14 protein-coding genes are annotated in these 14,596 nt (G+C 71.9%); 6 read left to right on the forward strand and 8 right to left on the reverse strand.

Going from position 1 to position 14,596, the window contains the following annotated elements; translation table 11 throughout:
• The first annotated feature begins 6 nt into the window (after positions 1-6).
• The 3 genes from ACWC91_RS30140 to ACWC91_RS30150 all read left to right on the forward strand — a co-directional run bounded on the left by ACWC91_RS30140 (position 7) and on the right by ACWC91_RS30150 (position 3,470).
• Positions 7-1,728 carry a PHP domain-containing protein gene (locus ACWC91_RS30140; RefSeq protein WP_225080364.1) on the forward strand — a complete coding sequence of 574 codons (1,722 nt, stop codon included), beginning with the start codon at positions 7-9 and terminating at the stop codon, positions 1,726-1,728.
• Entirely contained in the window at positions 1,725-2,369 is a 645-nt protein-coding gene (locus ACWC91_RS30145) for a hypothetical protein (protein ID WP_450645024.1), read from the forward strand. The genes ACWC91_RS30140 and ACWC91_RS30145 overlap by 4 nt, the downstream gene beginning before the upstream one ends.
• 132 nt (positions 2,370-2,501) lie before the next feature.
• Positions 2,502-3,470, forward strand: coding sequence for a LysR family transcriptional regulator (locus ACWC91_RS30150; protein ID WP_225080366.1), 969 nt, complete (start codon positions 2,502-2,504; stop codon positions 3,468-3,470).
• A 41-nt stretch (positions 3,471-3,511) separates the two neighbouring features.
• Here the strand turns inward: ACWC91_RS30150 and ACWC91_RS30155 are convergent, their stop codons facing one another.
• From ACWC91_RS30155 to ACWC91_RS30165, 3 genes are all read right to left on the reverse strand, one after another.
• Entirely contained in the window at positions 3,512-4,807 is a 1,296-nt protein-coding gene (locus ACWC91_RS30155; protein WP_450644343.1) for an MFS transporter, read from the reverse strand.
• Positions 4,804-5,424, reverse strand: a complete 621-nt coding sequence (locus ACWC91_RS30160) for an isochorismatase family protein (RefSeq protein WP_450644347.1) — start codon at positions 5,422-5,424, stop codon at positions 4,804-4,806. The genes ACWC91_RS30155 and ACWC91_RS30160 overlap by 4 nt, the downstream gene beginning before the upstream one ends.
• A gap of 204 nt (positions 5,425-5,628) precedes the next feature.
• The gene (locus tag ACWC91_RS30165) at positions 5,629-6,834 is read right to left on the reverse strand and encodes a cytochrome P450 (RefSeq protein WP_225080368.1); all 1,206 of its coding nucleotides are present in this window, start codon (positions 6,832-6,834) and stop codon (positions 5,629-5,631) included.
• A gap of 462 nt (positions 6,835-7,296) precedes the next feature.
• Between ACWC91_RS30165 and ACWC91_RS30170 the strand changes: the two genes are divergently transcribed.
• Both ACWC91_RS30170 and ACWC91_RS30175 read left to right on the forward strand, forming a co-directional pair.
• Positions 7,297-7,968, forward strand: a complete 672-nt coding sequence (locus ACWC91_RS30170) for a GntR family transcriptional regulator (protein ID WP_450644340.1) — start codon at positions 7,297-7,299, stop codon at positions 7,966-7,968.
• Between the two features lie 9 nt (positions 7,969-7,977).
• Positions 7,978-8,985 (forward strand): 1-aminocyclopropane-1-carboxylate deaminase, encoded by a 1,008-nt coding sequence (locus ACWC91_RS30175; RefSeq protein ID WP_376501079.1) that lies wholly within the window; start codon positions 7,978-7,980, stop codon positions 8,983-8,985.
• A gap of 650 nt (positions 8,986-9,635) precedes the next feature.
• On the opposite strand, the gene ACWC91_RS30180 is transcribed toward ACWC91_RS30175, so the two are convergent.
• Positions 9,636-10,388: an SDR family NAD(P)-dependent oxidoreductase gene (locus ACWC91_RS30180; protein WP_450644338.1), complete on the reverse strand. Its 753-nt coding sequence runs from the start codon at positions 10,386-10,388 to the stop codon at positions 9,636-9,638.
• A gap of 301 nt (positions 10,389-10,689) precedes the next feature.
• Between ACWC91_RS30180 and ACWC91_RS30185 the strand changes: the two genes are divergently transcribed.
• Complete coding sequence (locus tag ACWC91_RS30185; protein WP_376501074.1) at positions 10,690-11,055, forward strand: hypothetical protein; 366 nt, start codon at positions 10,690-10,692, stop codon at positions 11,053-11,055.
• A gap of 44 nt (positions 11,056-11,099) precedes the next feature.
• Here ACWC91_RS30185 and ACWC91_RS30190 read toward each other — a convergent pair whose 3' ends face one another.
• The 4 genes from ACWC91_RS30190 to ACWC91_RS30205 all read right to left on the reverse strand — a co-directional run bounded on the left by ACWC91_RS30190 (position 11,100) and on the right by ACWC91_RS30205 (position 14,083).
• The gene (locus ACWC91_RS30190) at positions 11,100-12,275 is read right to left on the reverse strand and encodes a CapA family protein (protein WP_450644336.1); all 1,176 of its coding nucleotides are present in this window, start codon (positions 12,273-12,275) and stop codon (positions 11,100-11,102) included.
• 44 nt (positions 12,276-12,319) lie between these two features.
• Positions 12,320-12,781: a hypothetical protein gene (locus ACWC91_RS30195; protein WP_225080373.1), complete on the reverse strand. Its 462-nt coding sequence runs from the start codon at positions 12,779-12,781 to the stop codon at positions 12,320-12,322.
• 20 nt (positions 12,782-12,801) lie between these two features.
• Complete coding sequence (locus ACWC91_RS30200; protein ID WP_141364837.1) at positions 12,802-13,035, reverse strand: hypothetical protein; 234 nt, start codon at positions 13,033-13,035, stop codon at positions 12,802-12,804.
• A gap of 175 nt (positions 13,036-13,210) precedes the next feature.
• Positions 13,211-14,083, reverse strand: coding sequence for an NAD(P)-dependent oxidoreductase (locus ACWC91_RS30205; RefSeq protein WP_225080374.1), 873 nt, complete (start codon positions 14,081-14,083; stop codon positions 13,211-13,213).
• Positions 14,084-14,596 lie beyond the last annotated feature (513 nt).

Here is a 14,596-nt window from a genome sequence, read left to right on the forward strand (position 1 = left end):
TCGGACATGGGCCACGGCCACAGTCACGCCCGCGGGCACCACCATCACGACCACGGCACGGGTGGCGGGTCCCTGCCGCCGGCGCTCGACCTGGAGGTCCCGGACACCGAGTTGACGCCCGATCAGCTGTCCCGCCGGTCCATGCTGCGCCGTACCGGCCTGCTCGGCGCCGGACTTGCGGCGGGCAGCGTGCTCGCCGGCGCCGGACAGGCGGCCGCGTCCCAGGGCCAGAACCAGGGGCAGAACCAGAACCAGCAGTCCCCGCAGTCCTCCCGCTCCGGGGGATACCTGTGGCTGGCCGGCGACCACCACATCCACACCCAGTACAGCTCCGACGGCAAGTACCGGGTCGTCGACCACGTGCGCCAGGCCAACGCGCACGGCCTGGACTGGATGGTCATCACCGACCACGGCAGCGAGCAGCACGCCAAGATCGGTGTGGAGAAGGTCAACCCGGACATCGTCGCCGCCCGCGGGCAGATCTCCGACACGCTGGTCTTCCAGGGCCTGGAGTGGAACATCCCGGCCGCCGAACACGGCACCGTGTTCGTCCACCCCGGCACCAACGAGGTCGCCGTGCTGAAGGAGTTCGAGAACTCCTTCGACGGGTCCGTGAAGAAGGCCACCGCCGCCACCCCCGCCAACGAGGCGCTCGCCATCGCGGGCGTCAACTTCCTCGCCGAGCAGGTCCAGCGCCGCAAGGTCAAGGACGCCCTGTTCCTGGCCAACCACCCCGCCCGCAAGGGCATCGACTCCCCGCACGAGATCCGTGCCTGGCGCGACGCGCAGCCGACGATCGCCGTCGGCATGGAGGGCGCCCCCGGCCACCAGGCCGCCGGACTGCCCGCGCCGGGCGGCCCCGGCTCGGGCCGGGGTTACTACGACGGCAGCCCCGGCGCCGACTCCTTCTCCGGCTACCCGCTGGAGAGCTACCGCACCTGGGGCGGCTTCGACTGGATGACCGCGACCGTGGGCGGTCTGTGGGACAGCCTGCTGGCCGAGGGCAAGCCCTGGTGGATCACCGCCAACTCCGACTCCCACAGCGTCTACGCCGACTCCTCCGTCCGCGGGCCGGGCAGCGACTTCAACGCCAACGGCCGTTACGAGGACCCCGTCCACGGCGGCGCGCTGAACCTGGGCGACGGCGACTTCTGGCCCGGCCAGTACTCCCGCACCCACGTCGGTGCCGCCTCCTTCTCCTACCAGGCGGTCATGGACGGCATCCGCGCCGGCCGCGTCTGGGTCGACCACGGCGGGCTGATCAGCGGCCTCAACGCCCAACTGCGCTCCGGCGGCAAGACCGTCACCCTCGGCGACGTGCTGCACGTGCGCCGCGGCAGCCAGGTCGACCTGGTCGTCGAGATCAGCCTCGCCAACGGCCCGAACTGGGCGCAGTTCGTGCCGAAGCTGGCCCGGGTCGACGTGATCCAGGGCGACGTCACCGGCCGGGTCTCCGACAAGGACGTCTTCACCACCCCGGACACCAAGGTCGTGAAGTCCTTCGAGGTGAACAAGTCCACCGGCTCGGTGCGTCTGACGTACTCCCTCGGCCGCGTGGACAGGCCGGTGTACGTGCGGCTGCGCGGCACGGACGGCAACCGCACCGGCGTCGGTCTGCGCGGTGCCGCCGTGGACCCGGCCGGACCGGCGATGGACGTGGTCGGCGACGCCGACCCGTGGAAGGACCTGTGGTTCTACTCCAACCCGATGTGGGTCCTGCCCGCATGACCGGTACGCCCGGCGGACCCGGCGTCCCCACCGTGATCGGTGTGGACGCCGGGTCGGCGGACCTGCGCGGCGCCGATCACCTCGCCCAGGACCTGGTGGCGCGGCTCGGCCTGCCGGACGCCACCGTCGCCTGCACGCACCCGGTCCGCAGCGGCGAACGGCCGCACATCGCCGTCTCCCTGGCGCTGCCGGACGCGGACACCGCGGCCTCGGCATGGCACCGGCTCGTCGCCCTCCTCCCGCTCCTCGCGGACGAGGGGCGGCCGCCGTCCGGCGCGGCCCTCGGCGCGCTGCGGCACGGCCCGGCGCCGTACGCGGACGGCGCCGCCCTGGCGGCGGCCGAGCAGCAGACCCGCGAGCAGGGACGTGCCGTCGTCTACCCCGGAGTCCAGCGTCTCGTCGGCACGGTCCCGGTGAGCTTCCTCCTTCGGCACACCGCGATCGACCGGGTCACCGTCGTCGGGGCGCCGTCCGGCCCCGGTGGCGGCCCGGAACCGGACACCTCGGTGACGACTCGCGATCACGTGCGCCCCCTGTGGCAGGGCGGACAGCTTGTGCTGCCGCTCGTGCCCGCCGCGGGCGGCCTCCTCGCGCCCTTCGAGGTGCCCGACCCGACGCCCTGCTGCGCCGATCACGCCTGACGCCCGCCCCGGCCGGCGGCATGCGCCGGAAGAAGTCCCTCCGCCTCGCGGTCCCAGCAGGTCACAACGGGTCCGCGGGGCAGTAGGGTCCGATCCATCGAGCCCAGTGTCGTGGCCGGAGGAGGGGCAACCGTGGATCTTGAGGCGCTTCGTTCTTTCCTGGCGGTGGCCAAGCACCGCAGTATCTCCAAGGCCGCCGCCGGCTCGTACGTCACACAGCCGACGATGAGCCAGCGGCTGCGGCGCCTGGAGGAGAGTCTCGGGTTCGCGTTGTTCGAGCGGGGCTGGAAGGGCGCGGTGCTGACCCCGCAGGGCGCGTACTTCCTGCCGTACGCCGCCCAGCTCATCCGGGATCTGTCCAACGCCTCCGCGGTTCTGGGCAAGAAGGACCCGTCCCGGCCACGGAGCTTCGCCGAGGTGGCCGGTCATCCGCACAAGGTCGTCTTCGGCGTGGACAACTGGCTGTCGGAGAGGTCCGTACGGGCCGTGGTGAGCAGCGCGCTGGACGTGTACGGCGCGGACGAGTTCCGGGTGACCAGCCGGCCTGCCACGACGGTGATCGACCTGCTGGAACTCAACCAGCTGGACGCCGGGCTGTTCTACTCGACGGAAGCGGACCACCCGTTCCACACCGATGTCGTCGGCGTCGAGGACATGGCGCTCGTCCATCCACCGGGGGCGGTTCTGGAGGAGGTCAGCGCCCCGGCCCTGAAGGACCTGCTGTCCCGCTACCGGTTCGTGCTGTTCGACAATCCGGTGCTGACGCATCATGCGAGGATCACGACCACGCTGATCGAGACGTACGAGATCTCCCGCTTCCACGTGGTGGACGACTACCGGACCATGCACGCGCTGATCCGGCTGGGGGAGTGCATCACCGTGGTTCCCGCCGGTGTCGTCCTCGGCGACCGGGGGCAGCGGGCGACGGACCTTCCCTCGGCCCGGCTGCCCGGACTGCTTCCGCAGATCAGCGTCACGGTGGGGGTCAGTGACGCGGGCCGGGACCACGGGGTGACCGAGGCGTTCGCGGCGTCCGTCGGGCGGTTCCTCGACGAGGACCCGCCCGGTGCCCCGGACAGTGATCTGCCCGGGACGGGGTGACCCGCGCCGACGCGCGGGTCGTCCGCCTCCCGGGCAGGTCCTCAGCGCGTGGCGGGACCGGGTTCCGGCCGGACGCCCGCGGCCGTCGTGACGGCGGCGTCCTCGTCGCCGGTACGGCCGGTCTTCTTCGGCGCCGTCTCCTGGAGGAAGGACGCGGCCACCACGCACAGCAGCAGTCCGCCGAGTGCCAGGTAGAGGACGGTGTGGATGCCGTGGTGCTGGGCCAGGTATCCGGCGACGGACGGGGCCACGCCACCGCCGAAGATCTCCGCGACGCCCATCACGGTGCCCGCCGCGGCGGCCATCAGACCGGCGGGGACGGACTCCACGGTGACGGTTCCGGCGAGCAGGGCCAGACAGCCGTTGGCGCCGAAGGCGACGAAGAACAGCAGCAGGAACAGCAGCGGCACCACCGGCCCCTGGAGGATGAAGCCGACCAGCATGCACATCGCCATGAGCAGCGCGACGACGACCACGGGCTTGCGGCCGAACCTGTCGGACAGACCCGGAATGACCAGCTGGCCCGCGAAGGCGCCGAACCCGATGCCGGAGGCGATGACACCCATCTGGCTGGTCCCGATGCCCTGGTGGTCGACCAGGTAGCTCGGCACCATCGCGCTCAGCACGAAGATGCAGGTCATCGCGCCGCACAGGGCGAGGATGGCCAGCCGGATGTTCCGGTAGCGGAAGACGTCCAGCCAGCGGGTCTCGTCCTGGGTGGCGGGGGCGACGGCGGATTCGAAGGCCGGCAGCTGGTGGGGCTCCCGCATGGTCCGGAAGACGAACCAGGCCAGGACCAGGCCGGGGACCAGCATGAGACCGAAGACCCAGTGCCAGCTCGGCAGGACCCGTAGCAGCTGGGTGGCGATGATCGGGCCGAGGCCGATGCCGAACAGGGCGAAGGTGCTCTGCTGCATGCCCATGTTCAGTCCGCGGCGCTCCGGCCGGGACGCCTCCGCCGTGGCGGCCACCGCGGTCGGGGTGAAGGCGCCCTCGGTGACGCCCATGACGACCCGCACCATCAGGAGGCTGAGGAGTCCGCCGACGAGCCCCGTCAGCAATGAGCAGACCGAGAAGAACACGATCGAGCCGACCAGGATCCTGCGCCGGCCCAGCCGGTCGGAGAGGCCGCCCATGAGAAGGGAGGAACATCCCCAGGCCAGACCGAGAACCCCGATGATGTTCCCGAGGTCCTGATAGTCGAGCCCGAGTTCCTTCATCATCGAGGGGAACAGCGGGCTGATGATCCAGCGGTCCAGACCGACGAGGCCGAATCCGAGGGAGAGCAGCACGACCGCCGAGCGTTCGTAGCGGACGTCGTATTCTCTGGGTCTCATGCCGCTCTCCCCTCGCGGTTCGCGCGGATTTCCGTGACCAGTTCCCCGGTGGTGAGTACCCGGCCGAAGAATGTGCTGATGGTCTTCTCCGTGGCCGCCTGGGCCTCCTCGCTGAGCGCCCCGGTGGCGTCGCCGACGAAAGCCACCTTGAAGTCCCGCATGTAGGCCCCCCGTGCGGTGGAGTCGCAGCAGACCTCGGTGAGGGTGCCGACGATGATCACGGTGTCCACCTCGCGCAGACCGGAGATGCTGGTCAGCACGTTCTCCAGTTGCGTGTTGTGGAAGGCGTCGTAGCGGTGCTTGACGACGACGACGTCCTGTTCCTCCGGCTTCAGGTCGTCGACGACCTGAGAACCGAAAGTCCCCTCGCGCATTCCAGCGCTCAGCAGTGCCGGGTTGTAGGTGGATTCCAGCGGAGACACATTGAATGTGTCCAGCAGAATGTGCCGGGTGTAGACGGCCGGAATACCGGCCGCCCGGCACTCGGCGATGACCTCCTGCATCCTGGGTATCCGCCGGCGCGCCATCGGCACTTCCATCGGATATCCCTCGAGAACAAAGTCGTTCTGCATGTCGATCACGAGCAGAGCCGTCTTCTGCGGATTCACGCGCCACATCGCGTTCAACGGATGAACTCCTCTTGCGTTTCGAATACGGAAGGCCGGAGAGCATGGCCCGAGGATTGGGCCAGAGCCTAACCGTGAAACGCACCCTCCCAGTCATAGGAATTCTTTATACCGTCGCGGGGGCGGTACCGAGTGTCCGCGGTCCGATCAGCCGGGGCCGTGCGGCGTCCGAAATGCTCTGCCCGGCGGGCGTCCCTACCAGGCCACCGGCAGCTCCAGGGGGAACCGCCTGATCGTCTGCTGGTCCCAGCGCACCTCCTCCGGCGGCACCGCGAGCCGCAGCCCGGGGAAGCGCTCCATGAGCCGTCCGACGGCCACTTCGAGCTCTGCCATGGCCAGAGGCATCGCGATGCACCGGTGCCCGCCCCAGCCGAACGTCATATGGGGGGAGTTCGGCCGGTCGACGTCGATGTCGTGCGGGTCCGTGTAGCGCTCCGGGTCGCGGTTCGCCGTCAGGTACGACACGTGGACGTAGTCGCCCGCCCGGATCAGCACACCACCCAGTTCCACGTCCTCGAGAGCCACCCGGGGGATGCCGACCCCCTTGCGGAACGGGATGTGGCGGAGCAACTCGTGCAGCACGTCGGTCAGGGTCTCGGGCCGGCTCCTGACACGTTCCGCCAGCTCGGGCCGGGTCAGGAGCAGATACACGATGTCGCTGATCTCGCAGGTCGCCGTGTCCTGGCCGCTGAGCGCCAGCATGAGCGTCATGACCGCCAGCTCCCGGTCGTCCAGCTGCTCCTTGCCGTCCCGCGCCGCGGCCATCGCGCTGATGATGTCGTCGCCGGGCGACTTCCGCCGCTGCGCGACGAGCTCGCCGAAGTAATCCGTCAGGTCCTTCTTGGCGCGCGCCGCGGCCTCCTTGGTGTCCGCGCCGACGACGAGCAGCTGGTGCACGGCCTTCTGGATCCGGGGCCATTCCGCCCGCTCGATGCCGAGGAGGTCCAGGACGGTGTGCTGGGGAAGCGGGTCGGACAGGTGCCGGATCAGGTCCGCCGGCGGGCCCTGCTTCTCCATGCGGTCCAGCAGATCGTCCGCGAGCCGGACGATCCGGGGACGCATGGCCTCCACCTGAGGCTGGGTGAACGCCTGTGAGGCCAGGTGACGGACGCGGCTGCTGTACGGCGGGTCCATCACGTTGATCGACTCGGGCGACACGATGGGCTCCGGCGTCATCCGGGGGTAGTCGCGGCCGATGATGCCCGCCCGGCTGAACCGCTGGTCGGTGGTCACCTGCTTCACGGCGTCGAAGCCGGTGACCAGCCAGGCGTCCGCGTCGCCGTAGCTCAGCCGGATCCGGGTGGGGGCGTCATGACGCATCAGGTCCGCGAGGGAGGGGTCGAACTCCAGGGCTTCGCTGAAGTCGAACGGGCAGACGGCCGTCTCGTTGTCCGTGGTCATCAGTCGGTTCCTTCTGGCATGGGGACGACGTCGGTGGTGTCCACGGCCCGGCGAGGGTTTCCGGCGAGCCTCGACGGCGCCGCCGACCGCAGAGCAGGCCGAGGCGGGCCGTCCCTCGTTGGCGATCGACACCGGGCCACCGCTGAGCGCGGCGGCCCATCCGCCGCCGAGCGGTGGGAAGGTGACGGAGGCGGTGGCATCCGGCCCCCGAGGTGCGCACGATCCTCCGGGACGGCGGACGGAGCGCGCGCCGGGCCGGCACCCCGGTGAGTGCGGGCGCCAGGGCCGCCGCGGCCCCATGTCGTTGCCTCCTTGCTGATGGAAACACGCGAGCCGGTGACCCGCTCCGTCAGTGCAGCCAGGTGGGCTAACAAGCCTCTGAGCGACGGCGGCGCCGATATCGGAAGCCCACCGCCGGCGCATCCTTGACAGCTGTCTGTCATGCAGCGTGCAATATATTGCATGCCAGTGCCACAGAGCCGGGGGCTCGTCTCCAGGTCACTCCTTCGCGACAACGCCTACCGGGCCATCCGGGACGCCATCGTCGACGGCACCCTCGCACCGGGGGAGCGCCTCAACGACAGCGACCTGGTGGAGTGGCTGGGCGTCAGCCGCACACCGGTGCGGGAGGCCCTGGCACGTCTGGAGCAGGCCGGTCTGGTGCGGACGAAGCCCGGCCGCTACACCATGGTCAGCCCCCTGGACGTCCGGGCGGCGCGCGCGGCCCAGTCGGTGACGGCGGCCATGCACGACCTCGCCGTCCGCGAGGCTATGCCCAACCTGTCCGCCGCCGAGCTGGACGCCATGCGCGAGGCCAACGCGCGCTTCGCCGACGCTCTGCGCCGCAACGACGTCGACGCGGCGATCGACGCCGACGACGCCTTCCACGGCGTCGCCGTCACCGCCTGCGCCAATCCGGCCGTCCGCTCGGTCCTGGAGCAGTTCACGCCGGTACTGCGGCGCGTGGAGAGACTGCGCTTCTCCTCACTGTGCGGCCGCGGCTCGGTCGCCCAGCACGACCGGATCGTCGCGTTGTGCGAGGCCGGAGACGTCGAGGGGGCCGTGGCCGCCACCCGCACCAACTGGCAGACGCTGCTGCCGCTGCTCGACACCCTGCTCCCCGACACCGACTAGGAGCCACAGATGTCCCTTGAGTCCTTCGAGCGCACCCCCCTGCTGTTCGGCCCCAGCCCCGTCCACCCGCTGGACCGGCTCAGTGACCATCTCGGCGGTGCCCGTATCTGGGCCAAGCGGGAGGACTGCAACAGCGGGCTGGCCTTCGGCGGCAACAAGACCCGCAAACTCGAGTACCTGGTCCCCGACGCGCTCCGCAAGGGCGCGGACACCCTGGTCAGCATCGGCGGCGTCCAGTCCAACCACACCCGGCAGGTGGCCGCGGTCGCCGCGAAGATGGGCCTGAAGGCCGTCCTGGTCCAGGAGAGCTGGGTCGACTGGCCGGACGCGGTCAACGACAAGGTCGGCAACATCCTGCTGTCCCGCCTCATGGGCGCCGACGTACGCCTGGTCCAGGCGGACTTCGGCATCGGGTTCAAGGACAGCTGGCACCAGGCACTGGAGGACGTCCACGCCGCCGGCGGCACTCCGTACGCCATCCCCGCCGGAGGCTCCGACCATCCCCTGGGCGGCCTCGGCTTCGCCAACTGGGCCTACGAGGTCCAGCGGCAGGAACGGGAACTCGGCGTCTTCTTCGACACGATCGTGGTGTGCAGCGTCACCGGCAGCACGCACGCGGGCATGATCGCCGGCTTCGCGGGCCAGGACCGGCCGCGCCGCGTGCTGGGCATCGACGCCTCGGCCAAGATCGACGAGACCCGCGCCCAGGTGGAGAAGATCGCCCGCAACACCGCCGAACTCATCGGTCTCGGCCGGGAGTTGCGTGACGACGAGATCATCGTCCTGGAGGGCTGGGCCGGCGACTTCTACGGCATCCCCGTCCAGTCCACCCTGGACGCCATCCGCCTCACCGGCCGCCTCGAAGGCATGATCATCGACCCCGTCTACGAGGGAAAGTCCATGGCCGGACTGATCGACCTCGTCCGACGCGGAGACATCCCCAAGGACTCCAACGTCCTGTACGCCCACCTGGGCGGCCAGCCCGCACTCAACGCCTACAGCGGCGCCTTCCACTGACCCGGGAAGGCACCCGGTTCCACCGCGGAACCTGATCGGGTGACACCCCGCCACCGACGCATGGTCCCGGGGCCGACGACGGCCTGGCCCGGGGCCATGGGGCAGGCGGAGGTGAGGCTCTGGGGGCAGTGGGTCAGGCAGCGGTGCGGTTTCGGTGGGCTGAGGGGGCTGAGGGGGCTGAGGGGGCAGAGGGGGCTGTGGGCCCCGCGGGCCGGGGATCGGACGGGCGATGCGGCCTCGGCGGGCCCGGGGAGTCGGACGGCGGTCCGGCTTCGGCGGGTCATGGGTCAGGCGGTGCCGGGGCCCCTCCCCGCCCGAGACCAGACGGGCGATGCAGCCTTGGCGGGGGTCGGACGGCGGTGAGGTTCCGGCGGGCCATGGGCCACATGGTGCTGCGGGCCCCTGAGGGCTGGGGATCGCACGGGCAGTGCGGCCCCGGTGGGCCGAGGCAGACGGCGGTGTGGCTCCGGCGGGCCATGGGCCAGAGGGTGCTGCGGGCCCCTGTGGGTGGGGGGTTGGGGGCGTTGCGAGCCCCCAGCGGGCCGGGACAGATGGGCGGTGCGGCTGCGGCGGGCTGAGGGGGTCAGACGGTGCTGCGGGCCCACCGAGCCCGGGGCCGGAGCGGCGATGCGGGCTCGGTGGGCCGGGGGTCAGACGGCTGTGCGGCCGCCGTCCGCGGGCAGCACCGCGCCCTGGACGAAGCTCGCGGCATCGCTGGCCAGGTAGGCGATCGCCTCGGCGATCTCCTCCGGTGCGGCCGGGCGCCCGGCCGGGGCTTCCGCGGCCAGGGCGTCGAGGGCCTCGCCCATTCCCACGGTGCTCTCCGTACGGGTCGGACCGGGCTCCACGGCGTTGACCCGCACCCCGCGGGGGCCGAACTCGGCGGCCCACGCCTTGGTCAGCAGGTTCAGCGCCGCCTTGCTCGACCCGTACAGCGCCATCCCGGAGACGCCGTACTCCGCGACCATGGTGCTGACGTTCACGATCGCGCCGTGTCCGCGTGCCGCCATCGCCGGGGCGAGGGCCGCCACCAGGTGGAACGGCGCCTTCACGTTCAGGTCGTAGACGGTGTCGACCTCGTCCTGCGGCGTCTGCTCCGTGGGGCCGAACGGGTACACGCCGGCGTTGTTGACGAGGATGTCCACCCGGCCACCGCCCGCGCCGACGGCTTCCCCGGCCAGTTGCCGCACCGACTCCGCGGTGCTCAGGTCGGCGGCGACGAAGTCGGCTCTGCCGCCGCGGTCGCGGATGCCGGCGACCACGGCCTCGCCGCGGGTGCGGTCCCGGCCCGCGACCAGGACGTGCGCGCCCCGCTCGGCGAGCAGCGCCGCGGTGGCGGCTCCGATGCCGCTGGTCGCTCCGGTCACCAGGGCTACGCGTCCGGTCAGTTCAAAAGGACCCATGAGTGTCGTTCTCCGCGGTGAGACAAGTCCGGCACGAGATTCCGTTCCGCCTCATCGGCACTTCCGCCGCCCGACATGAGGCCGGGCGCCGGTGGCGCGTGCGGCCAATGGTGGGACTGCGCCTCACGACGAGCCGCCACAAAGCGAGGTACCGATGACCGAAACACGCGAGAACCGGGAAACGCCACGTACGACGTGCTCGTGCTGGGGGCCGGTCCGGTCGGCCAGAAAGCCGCCGCCCGCGCCGGCGCTGCCGGCCTCACCCCGTGGCCACCGTGGAGCGGGAACTCGTCGGCGGCGAATGCTCGTACCGGGCGAGTGTCCCCAGCAAGGCGCCGCTGCGGCCGGTCGTCGCAGTCGCCAACCCCCGCCGCGTGGAGGGCGCCGTCAAGCCGTCACCAGCCGGCTCGACACCGACCAAGTCTTCGCCCGCCGCGACCACTACGTCGCCGACTGGGACGACAGCGGGCAGGCCGAGTGGTTCAAGCCGATCGGCGCGGACCTGTTCCGTGGGCGGGGCCGGATCGACGGTCCCCGCCAGGTCACCGTCACCCGCGACGACGGTGCGTGGCAGACCCTCACCGTCCGGCACGCGGTGGCCGTCGCCACCGGCAGCCGGCCACGGCCGGACCCCCGCACCTGCCGCCGACTGGGCGGACACGCTTGACCGGCGCCCGGTCGCGGCCGGGCGGCGCGGACGCCGGCCGGCAGTCAGGGGGCTTGGCGTGTGCCCGGCAGCGGTCCAGCGCGGCACGGGCCTTGCGGCTCCTGTGCGCTGGTCGTCGTGCGTGCGGCTCTGAGGGTGCCGTCCGGCCCCGCGGTGATGGCCACGCCCGTACTGATCCGGCCGAGGGTCGCCCGCAGCCATGCGCTGTCCTCCCCGCTGGCGGGTTCCAGCCGCATCCGCCGGGCCCGCAGCGGCACCATGCGCAGGTCCGCGAGCCGTCCCGTGGCAGCCGTGAGCGAGGCGAAGTAGGCGATCCGCAGGTCGTCGCGGTACTGCTCGTAGCCGGAGATGCCCTCGTAGTCGTCGATGAAGTCGCCGCAGCCGTACAGGATCAGCCGGTCGCGGTACACCTCGACGGGACGGGGGTGGTGCGAGGAGTGCCCGTGGACGACGTCGACACCGCCGTCGACCAGCGCGCGGGCGAAGCGGATCTGCTCCCGGGGGACGTGGTAGCCCCAGTTGGACCCCCAGTGCACCGAGACGACCACGAGGTCACCCGGAGACCGCACCCGCCGGACGCGCTCGACGACCGCCGCGGCCGCCTCCGCAGTCGCCGCGGGGACGTACGCGACACCGGCGAGGTCCGCCGTCGCCGCCCAGCTCCCCGGTATGCCGCTGGACGTCATCCCCAGGGCGAACACCAGCACGCGGACCCCGTCCGCGACCGGGCACTCCGCGGGCGCGTACGCCGACTCCGCGTCCCGGCCGGCGCCCGCCACCGGCAGTCCCGCACCCGTCAGGGAGTCCAGCGTCTCCAGCAGCCCCGCACGGCCGAAGTCCAGCGTGTGGTTGTTGGCCAGGACGCAGACGTCGGGCCGGGCCGCCTCCAGGGCGGGCAGGTTGGCCGGGTGCATCCGGTAGTGGACCTCTTTCTCCGGCGCGAACGCGTCGCCGCGGGTCACGGACGTCTCCAGATTCACGATCCGTACGTCCGGGGCGGCGGCCGCCAGCACCGGCAGGGCCTCGCCCCACGGCCAGGCCGGTGGGACCGGGGCCGGAATCGGGCCGCTCGCCGTCTCCGCCAGCTCCACGTAGGACCGGGCGTCGTGGACCCAGGCCTCCCGCAGGGCCGGATCGCCGGGGCACGGGAGGATCTGGTCGACGCCGCGGCCGAGCATCACGTCGCCGCACAGGAACAGCGTCACCACGCCGCCGCGCATACCCCCACAGTAGTGGCCGGACGGCACGTCACCGTCCGGTGCGGCTACCTGCGGCGGCCGCACCGCCGCCGGCCGGCGGGGCGTGGACACGGCCAGGACGCGCGGTCGGTGACCAGGCCCAGCCCGATGGCGAGCAGCCAGGAGTCCTTCGCGAGCGGGATGCCCTGCTGGGTGGGCAGCGGGCTGCCCTTGGCGTGGGTGCCGGGCGTGCGCAGGTAGAGCCCGACCAGGCCCGAGGAGAACGCCGTCAGCCCCGCCCCGGCGATGCCGCTGGGCACCAGCGGTGTCAGCAGCGCCGCGCCCAGTGTCACCTCCGCGGTGCCGAGAAGCCGGGTGAAGCGGTGAGGGGAAAGCCTGCGCAGGAACGGATAGGCGTGGGTGGCCATCGCGTGCAGGCCCTCCTCCGTCTGCTCGTCCGCCGAGAGCTTGCCCAGTCCCGAATGGAGAATGAACACCCCGGTCGCCAGCCGTGGAGCGATGTGGTGGGCCTTCAGTGGCAGTTCCATGGGTTCCTCCCGTCGAGAGGTCAGGCGTGGTCGACGAGTTGCGCGAATCCGCGCCGGCGTGCGCAGTTGGCGCAGCAGAAGAAGCGTCCGTCGGCCTGGAGACCGTGGCCGAGGATGCGGCACTCGCAGTTGTCACAGGTCGGGGCGATCCGCTGGGCCGCGCACTCGAGGCTGTCGAAGATGTGGACGGCGTCGCCCGCGCGGACCTCGAACGCCATCTCGTAGTCGTTGTCGCAGACCTCGCACACTGCCATGAGCCTTCACTCCTCGCTGTACCGGACCGGTGCCCCGGCGTCGGATCGGGCCGCGGATCCCTGGAGTCGGGTCGCGTATCCCGAGCCGTATTCCACCAACGGCACCTGCCGGACCGGCCGCCGCGGCACAACCACTCCGACGGACCTCACGCCCCACAAGCCCGGCCGGTGCGTATCAGCGTCCCGCCCTTCGCCGGGCGACCTCGGCGAGCGTGGCCCAGTCGCGCTCGGACCAGCCCGCCGCGACGGCTTCGAGCAGCGCGTCCCGTACGAGGCTGCCGGTGGGCAGGGCCATGTCGCGCCGATGCGCCGCCGACAGGGCGAGGCCCACGTCCTTGAGCCCGAGCCGGGTGGTGAACCCCGGTGGCTCGTAGCGCTGTTCGGCCATGAGCCCGCCGTAGGTGCCGTAGACCGGTCCGGGGAACAGCGTCCCGCTGATCAGCTCGACGAACGCGGCGGCGTCGACGCCGTACGACTCCACCAGCGACGTCGCCTCCGCCGTGGCCTCGATCGCGGCGGCCAGCAGGAAGTTGACCGCGATCTTGACGACGTTGGCCCGTGCCGGGTCGTCCCCCAGTTCCCAGATCCGCCCGGCCAGCGGTGCGAGCACGGGCCTTGCCAGGTCCAGTGCCTCGGGGGCGCCGGCGGCCAGGACGTTCAGCTTCCCGGCCGCCGCCACGTCGGCCCGGCCCAGCACCGGCGCCGCCACGTATCCGATGCCCCGCCGCGTGTGCCGCTGTTCCGCCTCGGAGGCGAAGCCCGCCGACACCGTCGCCAGGTTCACGTGCACACGGCACTCGGCGCCGTCCAGCACCCCACTGTCCAGGATGAGCGACCGGACGCCGGCGTCGTCGGACAGCATGCTCATCACCACGGGGAGCCCGAACACCTCCACGAGGTCCGCCGCGGCCTCCGCTCCGTCCTCGCGCAGTTCCTCGACGGCGGGCCGCGATCTGTTCCACACCACCACGCGGTGCCCGGCGGCCAGCAGCCTGCGCGCCATCGGACGGCCCATCGTGCCGAGCCCGACGAACCCGATCCCATCCATCCCTGTCGCTCCTCTCCCGTCCCCGGTCGCTCCGTGCGGACCCTTGGTCACGCCGGGTGACGATCATCTTGCTCCCGGTGTGCTCCGGCGTGCCGTCATGACCGCCCACGCGCAACCGAACGGAGCAGTGGGGACTGCGTCGCCCGACGCTCAGGGGTCGTCATCCGCGCGGCCCGCTCGTGCGGTCGGGCGCGAACCGGGTCGAAGCCGTCGGCGAGATCACGCGCGCACACGGCGCGAAGGCGTGGCGGAGGAGGGCGGAGGGCGTCCGCACGCGGAGGCGGTGCGCCGGCGCCCTCACACTCGGCGGGTCCGGGCCCTTCGTGGGGCGGCTGCACCGCGCCGCCGCGCGGATGGGCGGGCTGCGGCGGACGCCGGCGGTGCGCATCCGGGGCGCCTGGGCGTGGGCCGGGCGCCGAGCGGGGCGTCCGAGCATGGAGGATCCCCGTGCTGACCCGCGAGGGCGCGGGTCAGCACGGGGTGCGGCGGCATTTCTTGTTCGGCGTCCCGGAA

It is taken from the genome of Streptomyces sp. NPDC001204 (genome assembly GCF_053598035.1).

Excerpts from the sequence above, each read along its gene's own strand:
- ACWC91_RS30140 (WP_225080364.1), top strand. The coding sequence starts at position 7 with ATGGGCCACGGCCACAGTCACGCCCGCGGGCACCACCATCACGACCAC.
- ACWC91_RS30145 (WP_450645024.1), top strand. The coding sequence starts at position 1,725 with ATGACCGGTACGCCCGGCGGACCCGGCGTCCCCACCGTGATCGGTGTG.
- ACWC91_RS30155 (WP_450644343.1), bottom strand. The coding sequence starts at position 4,807 with ATGAGACCCAGAGAATACGACGTCCGCTACGAACGCTCGGCGGTCGTG.
- ACWC91_RS30160 (WP_450644347.1), bottom strand. The coding sequence starts at position 5,424 with ATGTGGCGCGTGAATCCGCAGAAGACGGCTCTGCTCGTGATCGACATG.
- ACWC91_RS30165 (WP_225080368.1), bottom strand. The coding sequence starts at position 6,834 with ATGACCACGGACAACGAGACGGCCGTCTGCCCGTTCGACTTCAGCGAA.
- ACWC91_RS30170 (WP_450644340.1), top strand. The coding sequence starts at position 7,297 with ATGCCAGTGCCACAGAGCCGGGGGCTCGTCTCCAGGTCACTCCTTCGC.
- ACWC91_RS30175 (WP_376501079.1), top strand. The coding sequence starts at position 7,978 with ATGTCCCTTGAGTCCTTCGAGCGCACCCCCCTGCTGTTCGGCCCCAGC.
- ACWC91_RS30180 (WP_450644338.1), bottom strand. The coding sequence starts at position 10,388 with ATGGGTCCTTTTGAACTGACCGGACGCGTAGCCCTGGTGACCGGAGCG.
- ACWC91_RS30185 (WP_376501074.1), top strand. The coding sequence starts at position 10,690 with ATGCTCGTACCGGGCGAGTGTCCCCAGCAAGGCGCCGCTGCGGCCGGT.
- ACWC91_RS30190 (WP_450644336.1), bottom strand. The coding sequence starts at position 12,275 with ATGCGCGGCGGCGTGGTGACGCTGTTCCTGTGCGGCGACGTGATGCTC.
- ACWC91_RS30195 (WP_225080373.1), bottom strand. The coding sequence starts at position 12,781 with ATGGAACTGCCACTGAAGGCCCACCACATCGCTCCACGGCTGGCGACC.
- ACWC91_RS30200 (WP_141364837.1), bottom strand. The coding sequence starts at position 13,035 with ATGGCAGTGTGCGAGGTCTGCGACAACGACTACGAGATGGCGTTCGAG.
- ACWC91_RS30205 (WP_225080374.1), bottom strand. The coding sequence starts at position 14,083 with ATGGATGGGATCGGGTTCGTCGGGCTCGGCACGATGGGCCGTCCGATG.